This window comes from Mesorhizobium sp. P2_E7 (assembly GCF_056403855.1).
Genome location: NZ_JBFUER010000003.1, coordinates 343,646 through 361,540 on the forward strand (window position 1 = coordinate 343,646; position 17,895 = coordinate 361,540).

Sequence of the window (17,895 nt, forward strand, 5' to 3'; positions counted from 1 at the left end):
CCGGCACTTTCGTGCCGGGAGCGCCACGCCTGCCCGGCGGACAAACCGCTTGAAGGGGCGAGGCTCAGACTTCCCTGGTCTCGAACAGCAAAAGCTCCACGCCGCCATCTGCGAAATTGCCAAGATCGGCCGCCGTGGCCTGTCCCTCGGGAGAGGCAAAGGCGGCTTGAATGTCGGTGAGGGAATCGAAGTGGAGGATAGCCATCAGATGATAGGCAGAAGGTCCATCCGGGGAATGGACCCCGCCATCGCTGACCTCGTATTTCGTCAAGCCGGGAATGGTTTTGGCCAGCGGAATGTGCGTCGAAAAATAGTATCTGTCGAATGCGGCGAGGTCCTTCGGCGTCTTGTAGAGTGCGACAAGTCTGGCCATGCGTCCCCCCTTTTGAAACGGCACCCACCGCCGGCTACGTGGGCAAAAATCTACCCGTCAGCGAAGATGGCGCGGGCGGCAAACAATCTCCGCTCTCAGGTCACCACCGAAAGGCTCGCCGGCTGCAACACGCCGGGGAAGGGCCCGATCCTGGCCGGGCGCAGCCCGGACTGGAAGAGGTTGCTGTGCAGGTTGGCGACCCACTGCTTGCCTTCGGTCGTCAGCTCGAGATAGCGGATCGCGTCGCCGATATAGGGCTCGACCTTCAGCGTGAAGAAATCGGCGAAGCAGGCGCCGAGATCGGCGGCGGTCTTGCAGCCGAGCTTTTCCACCATCCCGGTCTCGGAGAACTCGGCAAACAGCGCCGGCAGCTTGCGGTGGTAGAAGGGATCGGCGAGCTGGCCGATCAGATCCGCGGCCCTGACCAGCGCCGGCTCGGTGTTGGTGGCCTGGTAGGCCGGATCGCTCGGTACCGGAAAGCGCGTCATCTCGATCGCCGCGATAATGCGCTCCTCGTCGATGAACTTCGAGGACCCAAAGCGTTGGCGCGCATAGATCTTGGCGCGCTCGATATGATAGGGCGCAAGCACCGCGTCGGAGGCGCCCCGCGGTGGCGTATGGCGCTCGCCGGCTTCGTTGATGACGAAGCTGTCGTCGCTGTCGCCCGGGCACACGCCGTGCACCATGCCGATGTCGTGGACAAGCAGCGCGCAGGTGTAATGCAGCCAGTCATCGGGGGTCAGCGATTCCGAAAGCAGCCGGCCGCGGATGATCTGCTGGCCGGCGAGCGTGACCATCAGCGTGTGCTCGATGTTGTGATAGAGAGCGTTCGAATTGCCGATGCGCTCCAGGACAAGGCGGGCCGCGCCGCCTATGTAGGCCGCATACTCCGAATTGCGATGCGAGAAATACTGCAGGTAGAGTTCCGACAGATGGTCGCCGAGCCGGTCGGCCATGATGGAAATCGGATTGAGCATGACAATCGTTCCTGGCCAATTTGAAGCACGACAGATCGCGTGCGGCAGGCATCCTAGCACGGTTCCGGCGCGGATTTTATCACAGCGTCGGTGATGCACATCGCGGCGACGGCAAGCATCTTTGCGCTTGCCTTGAAGCCATCCTATTCTGCAGGGTAGTCGCCGGTTGTGGGCATAGAATGTCGGTACTGCCTTTCCTGAGAATTTACGCGCCGCTGAACGCGGTGCTGGCTGCGCCCGGTCTCCTGGCGGTGGCTGCGCTCACGTCACCGAGCATTTCGGGACGAAGCAGGCTGGCTCTGGTTGCCCTGCTCGCCGTCATTTGGGGCGCCTATCTTGTGCAGATGGTCGCGACACTGCTCAAGCGCCGTGCGGGAGACCTTCACGACAGGACGCCGGCAATCACCATCGATGTGCTCGCGGTCCTGGTTCCATTCGCGGCATTTCTGCTCGTCGGCACGCCCGACTGGAGCCTCTACTGTGCCGTCTGGCTGCTGAAACCGCTGCGCGACTCGACCTTCTTCCCGGTGCTGGGCAGGGTGCTGGCCAACGAAGCGCGCAACCTGATCGGCGTCACCACGCTCTTCGGCGTCGTTCTGTTCGGTGTCGCGCTCGCGGGCTATGTCATCGAGCGCGACATCCAACCGGACAAGTTCGGCAGCATCCCCCAGGCCATGTGGTGGGCTGTGGTCACGCTGTCCACCACCGGCTATGGCGACGAAATTCCGCAAAGCTTCGCCGGCCGCGTCCTTGCCGGGGCGGTCATGATGAGCGGGATCGGCATCTTCGCGCTCTGGGCCGGCATTCTTGCCACCGGTTTCTCTCAGGAAGTTCGCCGCGGAGAATTCGTCCGCAATTGGCAATTGGTCGCCGGCGTGCCGTTGTTTCAGAAGCTCGGCCCGGCCGTGCTGGTCGAGATCGTGCGCGCGTTAAGACCTCGCACGGTGCCGGCGGGCGCCGTGATCTGCCGCAGAGGCGAGCCCGGTGATCAGATGTTCTTCGTCGTGGAGGGGCGCGTCACCGTCGCGACGCCGAACCCCGTGGAGCTTGGACCTGGCGCCTTCTTTGGCGAGATGGCGCTGATCAGCGGCGAACCGCGTATGGCGACCGTCAGCGCCGCAACCGCGGTCTCACTCCTGTCGCTGCACGTGGTGGACTTCCAGATGCTATGCAGCAGCAGCCCGGAGATCGCGGACATCATCCGCAAGACCGCACTCGAGCGGCGCAGCGCAGCACCGACGGCTTGACCCCGGAGAAGCGAGCGCCAAATAAGGGTGCGGCGTGAATGACGGCCATCCGCCGTCGACTCGTACCCCTAGGCCTCCAGCGTCGGCTCCGTATTCACCTCCAGCGCCTCTTCCGCCTCATCCTCCTCGCCGAGCACTTCGCCGTGCACCCCCAACGGGCGGCCTATCCAGAGGGGATCGACCAGGTGGTCGCGCTTGGGATTTGTCGTGTTCGGGTGGATGAGGATGCTGAGGCCGCCGTGGTTCAGCATCAGCCATGGAACGAGAGTGGCGAAAATCTCGGTGGCGAAGGAGACCTGGTACATGGCCTGCTCATGCGGGCCGACCGGCTCGTCGCGCCAATTGCCCAGGCGCACGCGAAAACGTTCGCCGATGCACAGGCGCAGCCATTCGGCATGCTGCCGCTCGGCCTGCCCGCCATAATAGATATGGGCGTGATAGCTGGCGATCTCGGCGAGCGGCCTTGGCGGGCTGGCGATGTCTGCGTTCACCTCGATGATTCCCCTCGATGATTGTCGTTCGGGCAGCGTATACGCAAGGGAGCGACGCGGCCAAGGGCCATAGCGTGTGCGTGCCCCGATACCGCGGTGGGCCTGGTCAAATCCTGCCCATCAGCACCAGGATCAGCAGCACCACCAGAACAACGCCGGCGATGCCTGAGGGGCCGTAGCCCCAGGAGCGCGAGTGCGGCCATGCCGGCACAGCGCCGATCAGGATCAGGATCAAAACGATGATCAGGATGGTGGTGACGGTCATTCAGAATCCCTCGGCTTGCACGTCAGATACGAGGGGACAATGCAAAAGGCCGCCCGGTTGTTCCGGGCGGCCTTTTGTCTGAGAGATGAAAACTGCTCTATTCGGCGGCTTTCGGGAAGGCGATCGGCGGCTCGTCGCCGGCGTCCATGTCAGGCGCGGTCATAGCCTTTTTCCTCATGTCGCCGCCGAATTGGCCGCGGAAGAACGCGTAGAAGCGGCTGTTCTTGCTGCGGGTGAAGATCATCAGCATGGACGGCGTCACCACCAGCGTCAGCAGGGTGGCGAAGGACAGGCCGAAGACGATGGCCGAGGACAGCGAAATCCACCACTGCGTCGACGGCGCGTTGATCGTCGTCTCGTGATGGAAGATTTCCAACCCAAGGCCAAAGGCGATCGGCAGCACGCCGAGGATCGCCGACACCGCCGTCAGCACGACGGGGCGGGCACGCTCGCGGCAGGTCTGCAGCACCGCTTCCATCTTGTCCCAGCCTTCTTCACGCAGCCGGTCATAGGTGTCGATCAAGACGATGTTGTTGTTCACCACCACGCCGGCCAGCGCAATCACGCCGATGCCCGACATGACGATGCCGAACGCCTCGCCTGTCAGAAGCAGGCCCAGGAACACGCCGATCGTCGCCATGACCACGCAGGACAGCACCAGAAGCACGCTGGTGAACTTGTTGAACTGCATCAACAGCACCAGGAAGATCAGGAAGATCGCCGCGCCGAAGGCCTTGCCGAGGAAGGCGCTGGCTTCGGCGCTGTCCTCGTTGGAGCCGGCGAGCTTCCAGCGTATGCCGTTGTCGAGCTTCATGTCGGTGACCGCCTTGGTCACCTCCGCCTGCACCGCCGCGACCTGGGCGCCGGCGCTGACATTGGCCTGGACGACCACGGTGCGCGCACCGTCGATGCGGTTGAGGATGCCGACCGTCGGTTCGGGCTTGCGCACGACGAAATTCGAGATCGGCACGGAACCTTGCGAGGTCTGCACCCTGAGCTCGTCGAGCGTCGACAGCGTACGGCGGTCCTCCGGCAGGCGCAGCCTGATGTCAACCGCATCGTCGGCGCCGGCTGGCCGGTATTCCGACAGCTTCAACCCGTTGGTCACCAATTGCACCACCGTGCCCACAGCAGTCGGGCTGATGCCGTACTGCGCCGCCTTGGCTCGGTCGACCTCGAGCGCCCAGTCAACGCCGGGCGGCGGCAGGCCGTCGGAGATGTCGATGACGCCGGGCACCTTGGCGATGCGGGCCGCAACGGCGCGGGCCTGGTCGTCGAGCCCCTTGGGATCGACGGCCGAAAGCCGAAGCTGGATCGCCTTGCCGGTGGGCGGACCGGCCTCCGGCACGCGCACCTCGACATCGACGCCGGGAATGCCGGCCATGACGGCGCGCAACTCATCCAGAATCTGGTTCGCCGATTTGCGCTCGCGCCAGTCGATGAACTCATACTGGATGACGCCGACGACATCTTCCGGCACATCCTGGCCGCCGCCTTGCGTCTTGCCGACGCGAGTGTAGACCGACTTCACGCCGGGCCAGCCGAGCAGCCGGTCTTCCGCGATCTTGGTTGCGGTGTCCATTTCGTCCAGCGAGAGATTGCCGCGGGCGTGCACATAGAGCAGTCCGTAATCGGGCTCGACGCTGGGGAAGAACTCGACGCCGGCGCCATATTTCGAATAGGCGAAGACGATGCCGGTCAAAAGCACGGCGGTGAGCACCAGCACGGTGACGGGGAAGCGCACCGCTTGCTTGACCAGCGCCATATACCAGCCGTCGCGGTTTTCCTCATGATGCTCAGGCGCCTTGGCGAAGAGCGCGCCTAGCGTCGGCGCGAACACCAGCGCATAGAGCATCGAGGCCGACAGCGTGACGATCAGCGTGATCGGCATGTATTTCATGAAGTCGCCGATAATGCCGGGCCAGAACAAGAGGGGCGAGAAGGCCGCGATGCGGGTCATGGTCGCGGCGATGACCGGACCGGCCATGCGCTTGGCGGCCAGCGCGAAGGCTTCCGCCTTGGGCATGCCTTCGCCCATGCGCCGTTCGGCGAATTCGGTGACGATGATGGCGTCGTCCACCAGCATGCCAACCGCCAGGATGAGGCTGAACAGCACGATCATGTTGATCGTGTAGCCCATCATCGCAAGCAACAGGATGCCGATCAGGAAGGATGACGGAATGGCAAGTCCGATCAGCAGCGAGGCGCGACCGGACAGCGCATAGAGGATGACGATGAACACCAGGATGACGGCGATCATCACATGGTTCTGCAGGTCACCCAGAAGCTGGTTGACGAAGACCGACTTGTCCTGCGTGTAGGTGACGTTCATGCCTTCCGGCATCGTCTTGACGAAGGCGTCGGATACCTCCCGCACCTTGCCCAGCGTGTCGATCAGATTGGCGCCGATGCGCTTCTTGACTTCGATAGCGATGGCCGGCTTGCCGTTAAGGCGGGTGATCGTCGTGGCATCGGCGAAGGTCGAACGCACCGTGGCGATGTCCTTGGCCTGCACCACGGCATTGGGTCCGGCGACCACCGGCAGCGACGCCACATCCTCGGGCGTCTCGATCAGCGACGGCACCTTGACCGCGTATTTGCCTTCCGAGCCCTCTATGTTGCCGGCGGCGACCAGGCTGTTGGAAGCCCCTACCGCGCCGATCAGCTGATCGAGCTGCAGGCCGTAGGACGACAGTTTCATCGGATCGATGACGACTTCGACGAGATCGTCGCGCGAGCCCTGCAGCGAGCCCTCCAGTACACCGGGCACTTCTTCGATGCGGTCGCGCAGTTCGCGCGCGGCAGCCGTCAGCACGCGCTCGGGCAGTTCGCCCGACAGCGTCACCACCAGCACCGGGAATTCGGAGATGTTGACCTCGGTGACGACAGGCTCTTCGGCCGCCTGCGGCAGGTCGGCCTTGCCGTCCTGCACCTTGGAGCGCGTGTCCTGCAGTGCGGTCGCCAGATTGGTCTGCGGCTGGAACTCGACCAGCACATAGCCGCCGCCCTGGAAGGCGGCCGAGCGCATTTCCTTGAGGCCCTTCAGGCTCTTCAGCTTGCTTTCCATCGGCCGCAGCAGAAGGCGCTCGGAATCCTCAGGCGAAATGCCCTGATAGATCAGGCTGACATACATCATCGGAATCGGAACGTCGGGTTCCGCTTCCTTCGGTGTCGACTGATACGCGACCCACCCGGCGACCAGCAGGAAGAGCAGGGCCGAAATGGTCAACCGGGCATTGTTGATCGCGAGTTTGACGATATCCATGGCTAACGCCTGTTCTCAAGATTTCAGGAGCCGCATTGCGGCCGGCTGTCCCCGCCCGGGGCCGCCCCGGCGCTACTGCGTTGTCGCTTCGCCCAACAGTTTCTGTATGATCGCCTGGTCGGCCTCGACGGGCTTGACGACATCGCCTTCCTTGACCAGTTCCTGGCCGGCGACGATGACGCGGGCATCGGCGGGGATGCCGCCAAGCACCAGGCCTCTCGGCGAGTCGTCGACCAGGTCGATCGGGAAGAACACCACCTTGTTGTCCTTGTCGACGGCGCGGATGCCGAGGTCGCCCTTGTCGCTCAGCGTCACCACCGAGCGCGGCAACATGACGGCGTCGGTCGGCTGCGCACTGAGCGAAATCTCGGCCGTCATGCCGGCCGGTACCGAGCCGTCGCCATTCGGGATGGCGATCTCGATACGGAAGGTGCGGGTTGCCGACGAGGCGTCGCGGCTGATGTAGCGCACGGTGCCTTCGACGGTCTGGCCGCTGACGAGGCGCACGGCGGCCTTGTCGCCGAGCTTGAGGTAGCCAAGATCGCGCTCGCTGATTTCGCCGCGCGCAATGACCGGATCGAGCTTGAGGATGGTGGCGACTTCGCCGCCCTGCATGACGGAACTGCCGAGTTCCACCGGCACCCGGTCAATGACGCCATCGAAAGGCGCCTTGACCAGATTGCGGTCGAGTTCGGCCTGCGCCGTCTCCAGCTGCGACTGCGCTGCGGTCAGGTTCGAGCGCGCGGTGTCGAGCTGCAGCTTGGGCAAGTTGCCGGTCTTCATCAGCTTCAGCGATGCCTCTAATTCAGCCTGGCGCTGCACGACCAACTGCTTGGCGTTGTCGACCATCGAGATCTTTTCTTCCGCCGCCAGCATCAGCACCAGGTCGCCGGTCTTGACGTGATCGCCCTGCTTCACCGGCAGCTTTTCGATGACGCCGGCGACGCGTGTCGCCAGCACTGCGCGCTTGTCGGCCTCGGTCAGGCCGGAAATGCGGATGGCGCGGGCATAGGTCTTGCGCGGCGGCGTCACCACCGCAACGGTGCGCAGCGGCGCTTTGGGCTCTGCCTCTGCGGTTTTAGGCTTGGCTGCATCCGGCGCCTTGGCCTGATCGCCCGGCTTCGCCGGATCGCCTGCCTTGGCTGCACCTTCGACAGCGGCGCTGCCGACGGACGAGAACGCACCCGTTCCCATCCAGGCGGCAAAGCCGATGAGCACGACAATAGCAGCAAGCTTGTGAAACCTGATTTTCGGCATCATCGTTTTTCCACTGTGGGGTTCGGCCAAACCGTCTTGTAGGAGCTTCCGTGTCTTCCAACTCGGGCGCGTCGCCGATATGGGTGCGCGCTAGGCCGTCTTCAATTTGCCGTGAACGGCGAAGCCGCGCTTCTACATCAAAGTTGCACCGCAATACAGTCGAAAAGTTGCAGGAGCATTGCGCAAGCAGGACGGAGTGTGGCTAGCGGGAAAAGATTTGTCAGCGTCCTGTCACGCGGTCGGACCGCAGCCGGCTTACGATCTTTCCGTGATAGCCTGATCTTCCCTGATGGCCCTATCGGCGAGCCATATCCCCCGGCGGAAAGCAGCACAGCGCCTTGGCCAACAGTTGCGCCAGATTTCTGACCCGGACACAGGCCTCGGCCGAGAAGCCGTACCAATTCCTGTTGGCGAAAGACCAACACCTCCGGCTACGTTCAATTTAAGTAATGCCTTGGAATTGCTTGCAAAGTGGCAAGGCATGCGACTCAAGTCCGGATTGCCAAAGCGTCGATCGTCCGGACAGAACAAATGCCGAAAGCGCCGGCAGGTTCTGCAACGGATGTGAACCGAACAGCCTGCTACCTTGCGATACGCCGACACAATGTCCAGCGCTGCGTGGATGCGAGAGGCCAGCCTGTTTTCAAAGGCGTTTTGAGCGCCGACACCATCCTGCGTCAGCACTAGTTTTTCGCGCTCAGATGTAGGCGCGCCCTCAGCCGCTGCCCAGCAGATGGCAGCAGGCGTCAGTATGATTTTGTATACCGTCGCACGCAAAGGTTGCGCTACACCGGGAAACCGACTGGCGACTGGCGACTGGCGCCGAGAGCTGAGCCGAGGGACGTTGCCGACGCCTGATGTCCGCATCAGACAGGGTGTGCGAGCACACCCCGTCTTCGGCGGAAAAGCTTAGGCCCGCCGGCGCTCCGCTTCCGGCTTCTTGCGCGCCGCGAGAAATTCCTTGACCCGCCGTCCCGGCGCCGGGCCGCGCACCGGCTTGAAGCCGTCGTCGAGCTCGCCGGAAAGATCGAGCGTCGGGCGCTTGCCGACGGCGTCGTAATTCTCCTCCAGCCAGTCGCTGGCGGCCGTGCGGCCAAGGTCTCTGAGATAGCTCAGGAACGCCCATTCGGCATTGACCTTCGACGATGCCGACAGATCCTTGAACGCCTCGTCGGCGTCGATGCGGTGCATGCGAATGTCGCGGTATTCGCCACGCGGCAGGCGGCCGGCGGCGATCAGTTCCTTGACGAAGGCGATCGAGCGGAATTCGTTGAGCAGCCCGGCATTGAAGGTGATCTCGTCGATGCGGTTCTGGATTTCATTGGCGCTTTTCGGCGTGCCTTCGCGCACCACCGGATTGATCTGCACCAGCAGCACGTCCTCGGTCGCCGCCGTCTTGAAGAACGGGTACAGCGCCGGATTGCCGCCATAGCCGCCATCCCAGTAGGGCACGCCCTTGATCTCGACGGCGCGGAACAGTTGCGGCAGGCAGGCCGAGGCCATCACCGTGTCAAGGTCGATCTCGCCGTCGGAAAAGACCCGCAGCTGTCCGGTCTCGACATTGGTCGCCGAGATGAACAGCTCCATCGACTTGCAGGCGTGGACATTGGCGAAATCGATCTCCTGCTCGACCACGTCGCGCAGCGGGTTCAGCCCGAGCGGGTTGGCGACATAGGGCGAAAACACCCGCGACATGGTGTCGAAGAAGAAATAGCCCGGCGTGTTTTCGATCGACCAGTTGCCCCAGGCGACGTCCCACGGCATGCGCTGCACCGGACTGAAGCGGCCCTTCGCCGCCACCGCACGCCAGAAATCGTCGAGCTTCTTGCGTGCTCCTTCAACGCCGCCGCGCACGAAGCCGTCGGCCAGCGCCACCGCGTTCATGGCGCCGGCGCTGGTGCCGGAAACCGCCGAAATATCGAGCCTGCCATCCTCCAGCAGCCGGTCGAGCACGCCCCAGGAGAAAGCCCCGTGCGAACCGCCGCCCTGCAGCGCGATGTTGATCTTCTTCGTTTCCTCCGCCTTGCCGTTTTTCGTCATGGCGTTCCTGTATCGGTTTGGTCGCTGCTGCCTCATCCCGCCCGGGGAATCGCGCGGGTTCGACTGCAGCGGACTTATGTTGCAGTGCAGCATATAAGTGATGACCGAGGCAAGAACACGAACACGGTCGCGTGATCACATGAAATTTTGGTCATAAAGAAAAAGCCCCTCCGCCGTGAGGCGGAGAGGCCATGTTCTTCCGAAACAGCCCTGGAACCTCAGGCAACAAGCTTCGGCACTGGCCCGACATAGCGCGACTGCGGACGGATCAGCCGTCCTGTCGTCTGCTGTTCGCGCGCATGCGCGATCCAGCCGGCGACGCGCCCGGCGGCAAAGACATTGCTGAAGGCCTGCGGCGGAAAACCCGCCGCTTCCAGCACCAGCGCGGTGTAGAACTCGACATTGGTCTGCAGCGAGCGCTGTGGCTTTGCGATGCGCAGCACCTCGAGCGCCGTCTGCTCGACCTTCTCGGCGAAAGCCAGCCGTTGGCCGGTCTCGCCCTCGCTGCCGAGCTGCCGCACGACAGTTTTCAGCACATCGGCGCGCGGATCGCGCACGCGGTAGACGCGATGGCCAAAGCCCATGATGCGCTTGCCATGCTGGATTTCATCGCGCAGCCAGGCGGCGGCATCGCCATGCGCCTGGATGGCATCGAGCATCTCGATCACCGGACCCGGCGCGCCGCCGTGCAGCGGCCCCTTGAGCGCGCCGAGCCCGGCCAGGATAGAAGATGTCAGCCCGGCCTGCGTCGAAGCGACGACGCGGGTAGCGAAGGTCGAGGCGTTGAGACCGTGGTCGCAGACGGTGACTAGGTAGGTGTCGAGCGCTTTCGCCAAAGCCGGCGACGGGACCGACCCCTTGAGCATCCGCAGCATGTCGGCGGCATGATCGGCCTTGGCTTCGGGCGTGATCGGCTGCTCGCCGCGCTTGAAGCGCAGCAGGGCTGGCGTCAGCACCGCGGGCGCCGCGATCAGCCGTAACGCGTCCGTCAGGCTCTCGCCGTCCGGCAGCAGCGCCATGCCGGCGCGCATGGCGCTGTAGATCTCGAGCGGCGCCAAAAGCGGCAGCGAAGGCTTGAGCCGCTCGAACACCTCGACGCGCGCCTCGCCCAGTCTTGCCGCCAGTTCGGCATCTCCGGGAAGGTCGTTGAAGAAGCCATCCAGCAGCAGGCGGACCACCTGCGCGTAGCGCCAGCGCCCCGCCAGTTCCGGCAAGGCGTAACCGCGGATCGTCAGATGGCCGCCAAGGCCATCGACATCGGAGAGCACGGTCTCCGCAGCCACCACATCATCGAGCCCGTTTGCCATGTCTCATCTCCTTGCAGCTTTCCTCCACAAGAGATAAGGGTCGAACCGCGCCCTAATCAATCTTGATCAATATAATCAATATCAGGCTCAAAATGTCCGAATGGTTGTCGCGGGAAGAGGCGTTGGAAAGGCTGAAAGTCCGGCCACAAACCCTCTACGCCTATGTCAGCCGTGGCCGCATCGGCATGCGGCCGGACGAGACCGATCCGCGCCGCAGCCAGTACCGCGCCGACGACATTGCAGCTTTGGCTACACGCCGGGCGCGCGGACGCAGTCCGTCGGCCATCGCCGAGAGCGCGATCGCCTGGGGCGAACCGTCGATCGCAACGGCGATTTCGACCGTTCTGCATGGTCGCCTCATCTATCGCGGTCAGGATGCCGTTGCGCTCGCCAAATCGGCGACGTTGGAGGAAACCGCCGCCGTGCTCTGGGCTTCAGCTGAACCGGTGGCGTTCAAGGCTCCGTCGTCTGAGCCACCTCATTCAGCCGGTCGCGCTGCCGCTTTTGCACAGCTTTCCATGCTGGCGGGCCAAGGACGGCCTTCGCTTGGACGCAACGCCGCCTCGCTGTGCACTGAGGCTGCGCACACAATAGGGGCGCTGGCGCAGGCACTGGGCGCCGCGGGCGGCACAGCACCTGTCCATCGGCGTCTGGCGCAGGGCTGGTCGGTGGGTGATGCCGGCGCGGAGGCGATCCGCAGCGCCCTCGTCCTGCTCGCCGATCATGAACTCAACGCGTCGACCTTCACTGCCCGGGTCGCGGCCTCGACCGGGGCTTCGCCTGCCGCCTGCCTGTTGGCGGGCCTGGCGACGCTGACCGGCCCGCGCCACGGCGGCGCCGGCGAAGCGGTGATGCAACTGGCGGAGGATGCGGCTCGGCACGGCGCCGAGGCGGCGGTCCGGCGCTGGCTTGGCCATGACCGGCCCTTGCCGGCATTCGGCCACCCGCTCTATCCCGAAGGCGACCCGCGAGCCGCAGCACTTCTGGCAGTCATCCCTGTCGACGAGACGCTGCAACAGTTGGAAAAGGCCGCGATCGCCGCGACCGGCACGCACCCGAACATCGACTTCGCCCTGGCTGCGCTGACACGCAGTTTTGGCTTGCCGCGCGATGCACCATTCCAGCTGTTCGCGCTTGGCCGCAGCGTCGGCTGGGCCGCGCATATGGTCGAGCAGATCATGAGCGGCAGCATCATCAGGCCGCGCGGCCGCTATGAGGGGTCGTTGACCTGATTGCGCATTGGTTTGACCGGCGTCAGGCCGACTTGGCATTGGTCCCGAACCGCGCGCGATACGCGACGGGGGTCGTGGAAAACTGCTGGCGGAAATGATGCCGCAACGTGCCGGCCGCGCCAAAGCCGGCGGTCTCGGCGATCAGCTCGATCGGCATGGCGGTGTCTTCCAGCAGCGTGCGTGCCCGTGACAGCCGTTCCGAAAGCAGCCAGCGTGCCGGCGTGACGCCGGTCGCGGCGGCGAACCGACGCAGAAATGTCCGCTCGCTCATCCCGGCCAGTTCGGCCAGAGTTGCGACGGAATAGTCGGCGGAAATATTGGCACGCATTCTGTCGATCAGCGGTCCAAGCCGGCTGCGCTCGTGTGGCTCGGGAACGGAACTCTCGACATACTGCGCCTGGCCGCCGTCGCGGTGCGGCGGCACGACCAGACGACGCGCCACCATGTTTGCCGCTTTGGTGCCGAAGTCGCGCCGCACCAGATGCAGACAAAGGTCGATGCCCGCGGCACTGCCAGCCGATGTCAGAACATTTCCCTCATCGATGTAGAGGACGTCAGGAACCACAGTGATGTCGGGGTACAGCTCTGCCAGCTTCTCGCTGTAGCGCCAATGCGTGGTCGCCCTTTTGCCGGCAAGCAGGCCTGCGGCGGCAAGCACGAACACGCCCGAGCAGATCGAAAGAATTCGGGCGCCTCTCTCGTGCGCTTTCAGAAGCGCCTCGATCAGCGCCGGCGGCACCGGCGCCTCCGAGCCGCGCCATCCAGGCACGATCACCGTGCCGGCCTGGCCGATCAGCTCGACCCCGCCATCGGCGACGATGCGCACACCACCCAGGGCCCGCATTTCACCCGCGTCGATTCCGGCAACGGCAAAGCGGTACCAATCCTCGCCCATTTCCGGCCGGGGCAAGGCAAAGACTTCAACCGCCACGCCGAACTCGAACGTGCACAAGCCGTCATAGGCAACGGCAACGACGAGCGGGTTGGCAGGACGCGGATGGACGGCAGGCATATTTGGCACGATCTTGACGATATATGGCAAAGCTGCCAGCTGCAATCACCCTATCAGGTGCTTTATCTCTCCATCGCATCAGCAATGGAGATCAGACATGAGCTATGTGACAGACATTCCGGCGGCATCGTCGGACATCGCCCGGGACCATTTCCTGCGCCGGCTTTCCGTCGAGACCGATTGCTCGGACGTCGCAGCGGCGCTGCGCAGCGGCGAGCAGGATTTTGTCCTCCTGCATGTGGTCGGTTCGCCGGACGCCTATGAACGCCGCCATGTGCCGGGCGCGCTGCATCTGCCGCACCGCGAAATATCGGCCGAGCGGATGGCGCAGTGGCCGGCAGAGACGCTGTTCGTCGTCTATTGCGCGGGACCCCATTGCAATGGCGCGGATCAGGCAGCCTTCAAGCTGGCCAGCCTCGGCCGTCCCGTGAAGATCATGATCGGCGGCATCACCGGCTGGCAGGACGAAGGCAGCCCCTTCGCGTCGGGCAAGGAGCCCGGTGTTCTGCAGGCATGATCAAGCAATTCCAGGAAAAGTGTGCCGCGGTTTTCCCGGGAAAAGCGCGCAGCGCTTTCCCTTAGGGAATTGCGTCAAGAAAAGACCGAGAACAGTTCGGCGTGATACGCCGAACTGTTCTCGGCTGGCGCGGGAGCGCGCACGCTATATGGTCGACATTGAAGACAACGGGAAGCATGCAGAAGGCGATGGCTACAGTTCGTCCGTTCGAGCGGCAGGATGTCGGCGAGGTGCTCATTCTCATGCGGGCGCTGGCCATCTTCGAGGGCTATGACGACAAGTTCCGCCTCACCGAAGCGGACCTCATCGAGCACGGGCTGGGGCCGTCGCCCCGGTTCGGCGTGTTCGTGGCGGAGCGAGAGGACGTCATCGCCGGCATCGCCGTCCACTACATCATCCCCTGGACTTACGATCTGAAGCCGGTTGTCTGGCTGAAGGAACTCTACGTCACTGAACCGGCACGCGGCATGGCGGTCGGCCATGCGCTTGTAGAACACCTGCGCCAATACGCCGCCGACATTGGCGCCTCGGCCATCAAGTGGACGGTGCTGAAATCCAACCTGCCGGCGAAGGCATTCTACCGCTCGCTCGGCGGGCAGCCCGACGAAATCTGGGAACCCTGGCAGCTGAAAATCGACCGTGACGGCAAGGCCCAACCGGGTTGAACCGGTCAGGCCATACGGCCGCCGCTACGACATGGTGTCGAGCTTGCGTTGCATGGCGGCGATCTGTTCCTTCAACTCCTGAAGGTCGTCACCGCCCTTTTCCGGCGCTTCCTTGCGGGCCGGCTCGGGTGCGGCCGCGGCAGCGCCGTTCGAGGTGGCTGACGGGAACGGCGTGAACAGGCGCATGGCGTTCTGGAACATTTCCATGTTGCGCCGCGTCTGCTCTTCCAGCGCCTTGATCGGCGTGGCGATCTTCATCACATCCAGCGGCGACTTGCCGATCGCGCCCTTCATCTGCTCGCGGAAGCGTTCCTGTTCCTTGGAGAAGGCGATCATCGACTGTTCGAGGAAGCTCGGCACGATCATCTGCATCTGGTCGCCATAGAAGGCGATCAGCTGGCGCAGGAACGGGATCGGCAGCATGTTCTGCCCGTCCTTGTTCTCCAGCTCGAAGATGATCTGGGTCAGCACCGGATGGGTGATGTCGTCGCCGGTCTTGGCGTCCTGGACGGTGAACTCTTCGCCCTTCTTGACCATCTCGGCCAGATCCTCGAGCGTCACATAGGTGCTGGTGCCGGTGTTGTAGAGACGGCGGTTGGCATATTTCTTGATAATGATTGGGTCGTCTTTCGCGGCCATCAGCATCCTCCCGGGGACACCGGCGTGCCTGAGTAAGCCGCCGGTAACGATTGCGCCATTTTTAAGGATATGCGCAAAAGCTCCATAATTCCAAGCGCTTTGTGCAGTGCGGCATCATTTATTGCTGCATGGCGGGCTAAATATGCTGCGCAGCAAAGCCCAGGCGATCGCGCCGAGCGCGCGTGCCCTGCTTGCGGCGCATGGCCGGCATGCCCATTTCCGGTTTGACTTGGGGTGTGGAACGGGCAAGAAAAGTCCAACAAACACCCAAGAATACGACCTCGAAGTCTGGAGAGAAACATGTCCGCTGCCAATTCAATCGTCGTCGCCAGCGCCGCACGCACCGCTGTCGGCTCCTTCAACGGCGCCTTCGCCGCCACGCCGGCGCATGAGCTTGGCGCCATCGTCATCAAGGAGCTTTTGTCGCGCGCCGGTGTCGCGCCGGGCGAAGTCGACGAGGTCATTCTTGGCCAGGTGCTGACGGCAGCCCAGGGCCAGAACCCCGCCCGCCAGGCGTCGATCAATGCCGGCCTGCCCAAGGAGACCACCGCCTGGGGCCTCAACCAGGTTTGCGGATCGGGCCTGCGCGCCATCGCGCTCGGCATGCAGCAGATCGCCACCGGCGACGCCAAGGTGATCATCGCCGGCGGCCAGGAATCGATGTCGCTGTCGCCGCACGCCGAGCACCTGCGCGCCGGCGTCAAGATGGGCGACTACAAGATGATCGACACCATGATCAAGGACGGCCTGTGGGACGCCTTCAACGGCTACCACATGGGCAACACCGCCGAGAACGTCGCCCGCCAGTTCCAGATCACCCGCGACGACCAGGACCAGTTCGCGCTGGCATCGCAAAACAAGGCCGAGGCCGCGCAGAAGGCCGGCAAGTTCAAGGACGAGATCGTCGCCGTCACCATCAAGGGCAGGAAAGGCGACACCATTGTCGACCAGGATGAATACATCCGCCACGGCGCCACCATCGACGCCATGACCAAGCTGAAGCCGGCCTTCGACAAGGACGGCACGGTGACCGCCGCCAACGCGTCCGGCATCAATGACGGCGCGGCCGGCGCGCTGCTGATGACCGAGGCCGAAGCGTCGCGGCGCGGCATCACCCCGCTGGTGCGCATCGCCTCATGGGCGACCGCCGGCGTCGATCCGGCGATCATGGGCACCGGACCTATTCCCGCTTCGAAGCGGGCTCTGGAAAAGGCCGGCTGGTCGGTCAAGGACCTCGACCTCGTCGAGGCCAACGAAGCCTTCGCCGCCCAGGCCTGTGCGGTCAACAAGGGGATGGGCTGGGATACCTCGATCGTCAACGTCAATGGCGGCGCGATCGCCATCGGCCATCCGATCGGTGCGTCGGGCGCGCGCGTCTTCAACACGCTGGTTTTCGAGATGCGCCGCCGCGGCGCCAAGAAGGGCCTCGCCACGCTCTGCATCGGCGGCGGCATGGGCGTCGCCTTGTGCGTGGAAGCGCTGTAAGAACGACAACTAGGTACCAACGGAAGCGGGTGGGGAAAGAGGAATTACCCACTCGTTCATGCGACAACTTTAATGCCTGGGAGGACACATGACCAAAGTAGCGCTCGTCACTGGCGGATCACGCGGCATCGGCGCCGCGATTTCGATCGGCCTGAAGAATGCGGGTTACACCGTTGCCGCCAACTATGCCGGCAATGACGAGGCTGCGGCGAAATTCAGCGCCGAGACCGGCATAAAGACCTACAAATGGTCCGTCGCCGACTACGACGCCTGTGCTTCCGGGATCAAACAGGTCGAGGCCGATCTCGGCCCCGTCTCGGTGCTGGTCAACAATGCCGGCATCACCCGCGACGCCATGTTCCACAAGCTCACGCGCGAGCAGTGGAAAGAGGTCATCGACACCAACCTCTCCGGCGTCTTCAACATGACGCATCCGTTGTGGGGCGGCATGCGCGACCGCAAGTTCGGCCGCGTCATCACCATCTCCTCGATCAACGGTCAGAAAGGCCAGGCCGGCCAGGTCAACTACTCCGCCGCCAAGGCCGGCGACATCGGCTTCTCCAAGGCGCTGGCGCAGGAAGGTGCCCGCGCGGGCATCACGGTCAACGTCATCTGCCCCGGCTACATCGCCACCGAGATGGTCAAGGCGATCGACGAGAAAGTGCTCAACGAACGCATCATCCCGCAGATCCCGGTCGGCCGGCTCGGCGAACCGGAAGAGATCGCGCGCTGCGTCGTCTTCCTCGCTTCCGAAGACGCCGGCTTCATCACCGGCTCGACCATCACCGCCAATGGCGGCCAGTACTTCGTTTGAGACCAATATTTCGGCTGAGAGAAAAACGGGCCCTTGAACGGACCCGTTTTTCCATCGCCGGCCGGCATGCTCGGAGAGCCTGGGGGTGAGGCGCTGCCCCATTCCGGCACGCAAAGATTAACTGCCTCCGCTCGGTCTGTGCGAAACCCGCTTCACAAGCTGTGAATTGTCGGTGGACAAGCTGTGGATAACACAACATGTTGGGGTGAACAAAACGGGAAAGTCCCGGCATCGCTGATTCGTCGCCGATTCGTTCCGGCTTTGACCGAAACGTTAATGACGAAGGCCGAAATGCCCGGCCAAATGGTT

General features: G+C 63.7%; 16 protein-coding genes. 6 read left to right on the forward strand and 10 right to left on the reverse strand.

Going from position 1 to position 17,895, the window contains the following annotated elements; translation table 11 throughout:
• Positions 1-64 precede the first annotated feature (64 nt).
• Positions 65-373 carry an EthD family reductase gene (locus AC1DYC_RS20815; protein WP_477409495.1) on the reverse strand — a complete coding sequence of 103 codons (309 nt, stop codon included), beginning with the start codon at positions 371-373 and terminating at the stop codon, positions 65-67.
• Between the two features lie 95 nt (positions 374-468).
• Positions 469-1,350, reverse strand: a complete 882-nt coding sequence (locus AC1DYC_RS20820) for a metal-dependent phosphohydrolase (RefSeq protein ID WP_477310979.1) — start codon at positions 1,348-1,350, stop codon at positions 469-471.
• A 179-nt stretch (positions 1,351-1,529) separates the two neighbouring features.
• Between AC1DYC_RS20820 and AC1DYC_RS20825 the strand changes: the two genes are divergently transcribed.
• Positions 1,530-2,597 (forward strand): cyclic nucleotide-gated potassium channel, encoded by a 1,068-nt coding sequence (locus AC1DYC_RS20825; protein WP_477409497.1) that lies wholly within the window; start codon positions 1,530-1,532, stop codon positions 2,595-2,597.
• A 68-nt stretch (positions 2,598-2,665) separates the two neighbouring features.
• Here AC1DYC_RS20825 and AC1DYC_RS20830 read toward each other — a convergent pair whose 3' ends face one another.
• The 6 genes from AC1DYC_RS20830 to AC1DYC_RS20855 all read right to left on the reverse strand — a co-directional run bounded on the left by AC1DYC_RS20830 (position 2,666) and on the right by AC1DYC_RS20855 (position 11,222).
• Positions 2,666-3,088: a DOPA 4,5-dioxygenase family protein gene (locus tag AC1DYC_RS20830; protein ID WP_477409499.1), complete on the reverse strand. Its 423-nt coding sequence runs from the start codon at positions 3,086-3,088 to the stop codon at positions 2,666-2,668.
• Positions 3,089-3,194: 106 nt separating this feature from the next.
• Positions 3,195-3,353: a DUF3309 family protein gene (locus tag AC1DYC_RS20835; RefSeq protein ID WP_477283885.1), complete on the reverse strand. Its 159-nt coding sequence runs from the start codon at positions 3,351-3,353 to the stop codon at positions 3,195-3,197.
• Between the two features lie 97 nt (positions 3,354-3,450).
• The gene (locus AC1DYC_RS20840; protein WP_477409501.1) at positions 3,451-6,618 is read right to left on the reverse strand and encodes an efflux RND transporter permease subunit; all 3,168 of its coding nucleotides are present in this window, start codon (positions 6,616-6,618) and stop codon (positions 3,451-3,453) included.
• Between the two features lie 72 nt (positions 6,619-6,690).
• The gene (locus AC1DYC_RS20845) at positions 6,691-7,875 is read right to left on the reverse strand and encodes an efflux RND transporter periplasmic adaptor subunit (RefSeq protein ID WP_477409640.1); all 1,185 of its coding nucleotides are present in this window, start codon (positions 7,873-7,875) and stop codon (positions 6,691-6,693) included.
• A gap of 909 nt (positions 7,876-8,784) precedes the next feature.
• Complete coding sequence (locus AC1DYC_RS20850; protein WP_477409503.1) at positions 8,785-9,915, reverse strand: patatin-like phospholipase family protein; 1,131 nt, start codon at positions 9,913-9,915, stop codon at positions 8,785-8,787.
• Positions 9,916-10,133: 218 nt separating this feature from the next.
• Entirely contained in the window at positions 10,134-11,222 is a 1,089-nt protein-coding gene (locus tag AC1DYC_RS20855) for a citrate synthase/methylcitrate synthase (protein WP_477409505.1), read from the reverse strand.
• A 92-nt stretch (positions 11,223-11,314) separates the two neighbouring features.
• Here AC1DYC_RS20855 and AC1DYC_RS20860 point away from each other — a divergent pair, with 92 nt between their 5' ends.
• Positions 11,315-12,454, forward strand: a complete 1,140-nt coding sequence (locus AC1DYC_RS20860; protein WP_477409507.1) for a citrate/2-methylcitrate synthase — start codon at positions 11,315-11,317, stop codon at positions 12,452-12,454.
• 22 nt (positions 12,455-12,476) lie between these two features.
• Here the strand turns inward: AC1DYC_RS20860 and ftrA are convergent, their stop codons facing one another.
• Positions 12,477-13,466, reverse strand: a complete 990-nt coding sequence (gene ftrA, locus AC1DYC_RS20865) for a transcriptional regulator FtrA (protein WP_477409509.1) — start codon at positions 13,464-13,466, stop codon at positions 12,477-12,479.
• A gap of 97 nt (positions 13,467-13,563) precedes the next feature.
• On the opposite strand from ftrA, the gene AC1DYC_RS20870 reads away from it, so the two are divergent.
• Together AC1DYC_RS20870 and AC1DYC_RS20875 are read left to right on the forward strand one after the other, a co-directional pair.
• Positions 13,564-13,983, forward strand: a complete 420-nt coding sequence (locus tag AC1DYC_RS20870; RefSeq protein ID WP_477409511.1) for a rhodanese-like domain-containing protein — start codon at positions 13,564-13,566, stop codon at positions 13,981-13,983.
• A 188-nt stretch (positions 13,984-14,171) separates the two neighbouring features.
• On the forward strand, positions 14,172-14,648 hold the full coding sequence (locus AC1DYC_RS20875) for an N-acetyltransferase family protein (RefSeq protein WP_477409513.1): 477 nt from the start codon (positions 14,172-14,174) through the stop codon (positions 14,646-14,648).
• Between the two features lie 24 nt (positions 14,649-14,672).
• Here AC1DYC_RS20875 and phaR read toward each other — a convergent pair whose 3' ends face one another.
• Positions 14,673-15,287 (reverse strand): polyhydroxyalkanoate synthesis repressor PhaR, encoded by a 615-nt coding sequence (gene phaR, locus AC1DYC_RS20880; RefSeq protein WP_477283908.1) that lies wholly within the window; start codon positions 15,285-15,287, stop codon positions 14,673-14,675.
• Between the two features lie 300 nt (positions 15,288-15,587).
• On the opposite strand from phaR, the gene AC1DYC_RS20885 reads away from it, so the two are divergent.
• Both AC1DYC_RS20885 and phbB read left to right on the forward strand, forming a co-directional pair.
• Entirely contained in the window at positions 15,588-16,772 is a 1,185-nt protein-coding gene (locus tag AC1DYC_RS20885) for an acetyl-CoA C-acetyltransferase (RefSeq protein ID WP_477409515.1), read from the forward strand.
• Between the two features lie 88 nt (positions 16,773-16,860).
• Entirely contained in the window at positions 16,861-17,586 is a 726-nt protein-coding gene (gene phbB / locus AC1DYC_RS20890; RefSeq protein ID WP_477409517.1) for an acetoacetyl-CoA reductase, read from the forward strand.
• Positions 17,587-17,895: the final 309 nt, after the last annotated feature.

Bases quoted from the DNA above. Each gene is read 5' to 3' on its own strand.
- AC1DYC_RS20815 (WP_477409495.1), bottom strand. From the start codon at position 373: ATGGCCAGACTTGTCGCACTCTACAAGACGCCGAAGGACCTCGCCGCA.
- AC1DYC_RS20820 (WP_477310979.1), bottom strand. From the start codon at position 1,350: ATGCTCAATCCGATTTCCATCATGGCCGACCGGCTCGGCGACCATCTG.
- AC1DYC_RS20825 (WP_477409497.1), top strand. From the start codon at position 1,530: ATGTCGGTACTGCCTTTCCTGAGAATTTACGCGCCGCTGAACGCGGTG.
- AC1DYC_RS20835 (WP_477283885.1), bottom strand. From the start codon at position 3,353: ATGACCGTCACCACCATCCTGATCATCGTTTTGATCCTGATCCTGATC.
- AC1DYC_RS20840 (WP_477409501.1), bottom strand. From the start codon at position 6,618: ATGGATATCGTCAAACTCGCGATCAACAATGCCCGGTTGACCATTTCG.
- AC1DYC_RS20845 (WP_477409640.1), bottom strand. From the start codon at position 7,875: ATGCCGAAAATCAGGTTTCACAAGCTTGCTGCTATTGTCGTGCTCATC.
- AC1DYC_RS20850 (WP_477409503.1), bottom strand. From the start codon at position 9,915: ATGACGAAAAACGGCAAGGCGGAGGAAACGAAGAAGATCAACATCGCG.
- AC1DYC_RS20855 (WP_477409505.1), bottom strand. From the start codon at position 11,222: ATGGCAAACGGGCTCGATGATGTGGTGGCTGCGGAGACCGTGCTCTCC.
- AC1DYC_RS20860 (WP_477409507.1), top strand. From the start codon at position 11,315: ATGTCCGAATGGTTGTCGCGGGAAGAGGCGTTGGAAAGGCTGAAAGTC.
- ftrA (WP_477409509.1), bottom strand. From the start codon at position 13,466: ATGCCTGCCGTCCATCCGCGTCCTGCCAACCCGCTCGTCGTTGCCGTT.
- AC1DYC_RS20870 (WP_477409511.1), top strand. From the start codon at position 13,564: ATGAGCTATGTGACAGACATTCCGGCGGCATCGTCGGACATCGCCCGG.
- AC1DYC_RS20875 (WP_477409513.1), top strand. From the start codon at position 14,172: ATGGCTACAGTTCGTCCGTTCGAGCGGCAGGATGTCGGCGAGGTGCTC.
- phaR (WP_477283908.1), bottom strand. From the start codon at position 15,287: ATGGCCGCGAAAGACGACCCAATCATTATCAAGAAATATGCCAACCGC.
- AC1DYC_RS20885 (WP_477409515.1), top strand. From the start codon at position 15,588: ATGTCCGCTGCCAATTCAATCGTCGTCGCCAGCGCCGCACGCACCGCT.
- phbB (WP_477409517.1), top strand. From the start codon at position 16,861: ATGACCAAAGTAGCGCTCGTCACTGGCGGATCACGCGGCATCGGCGCC.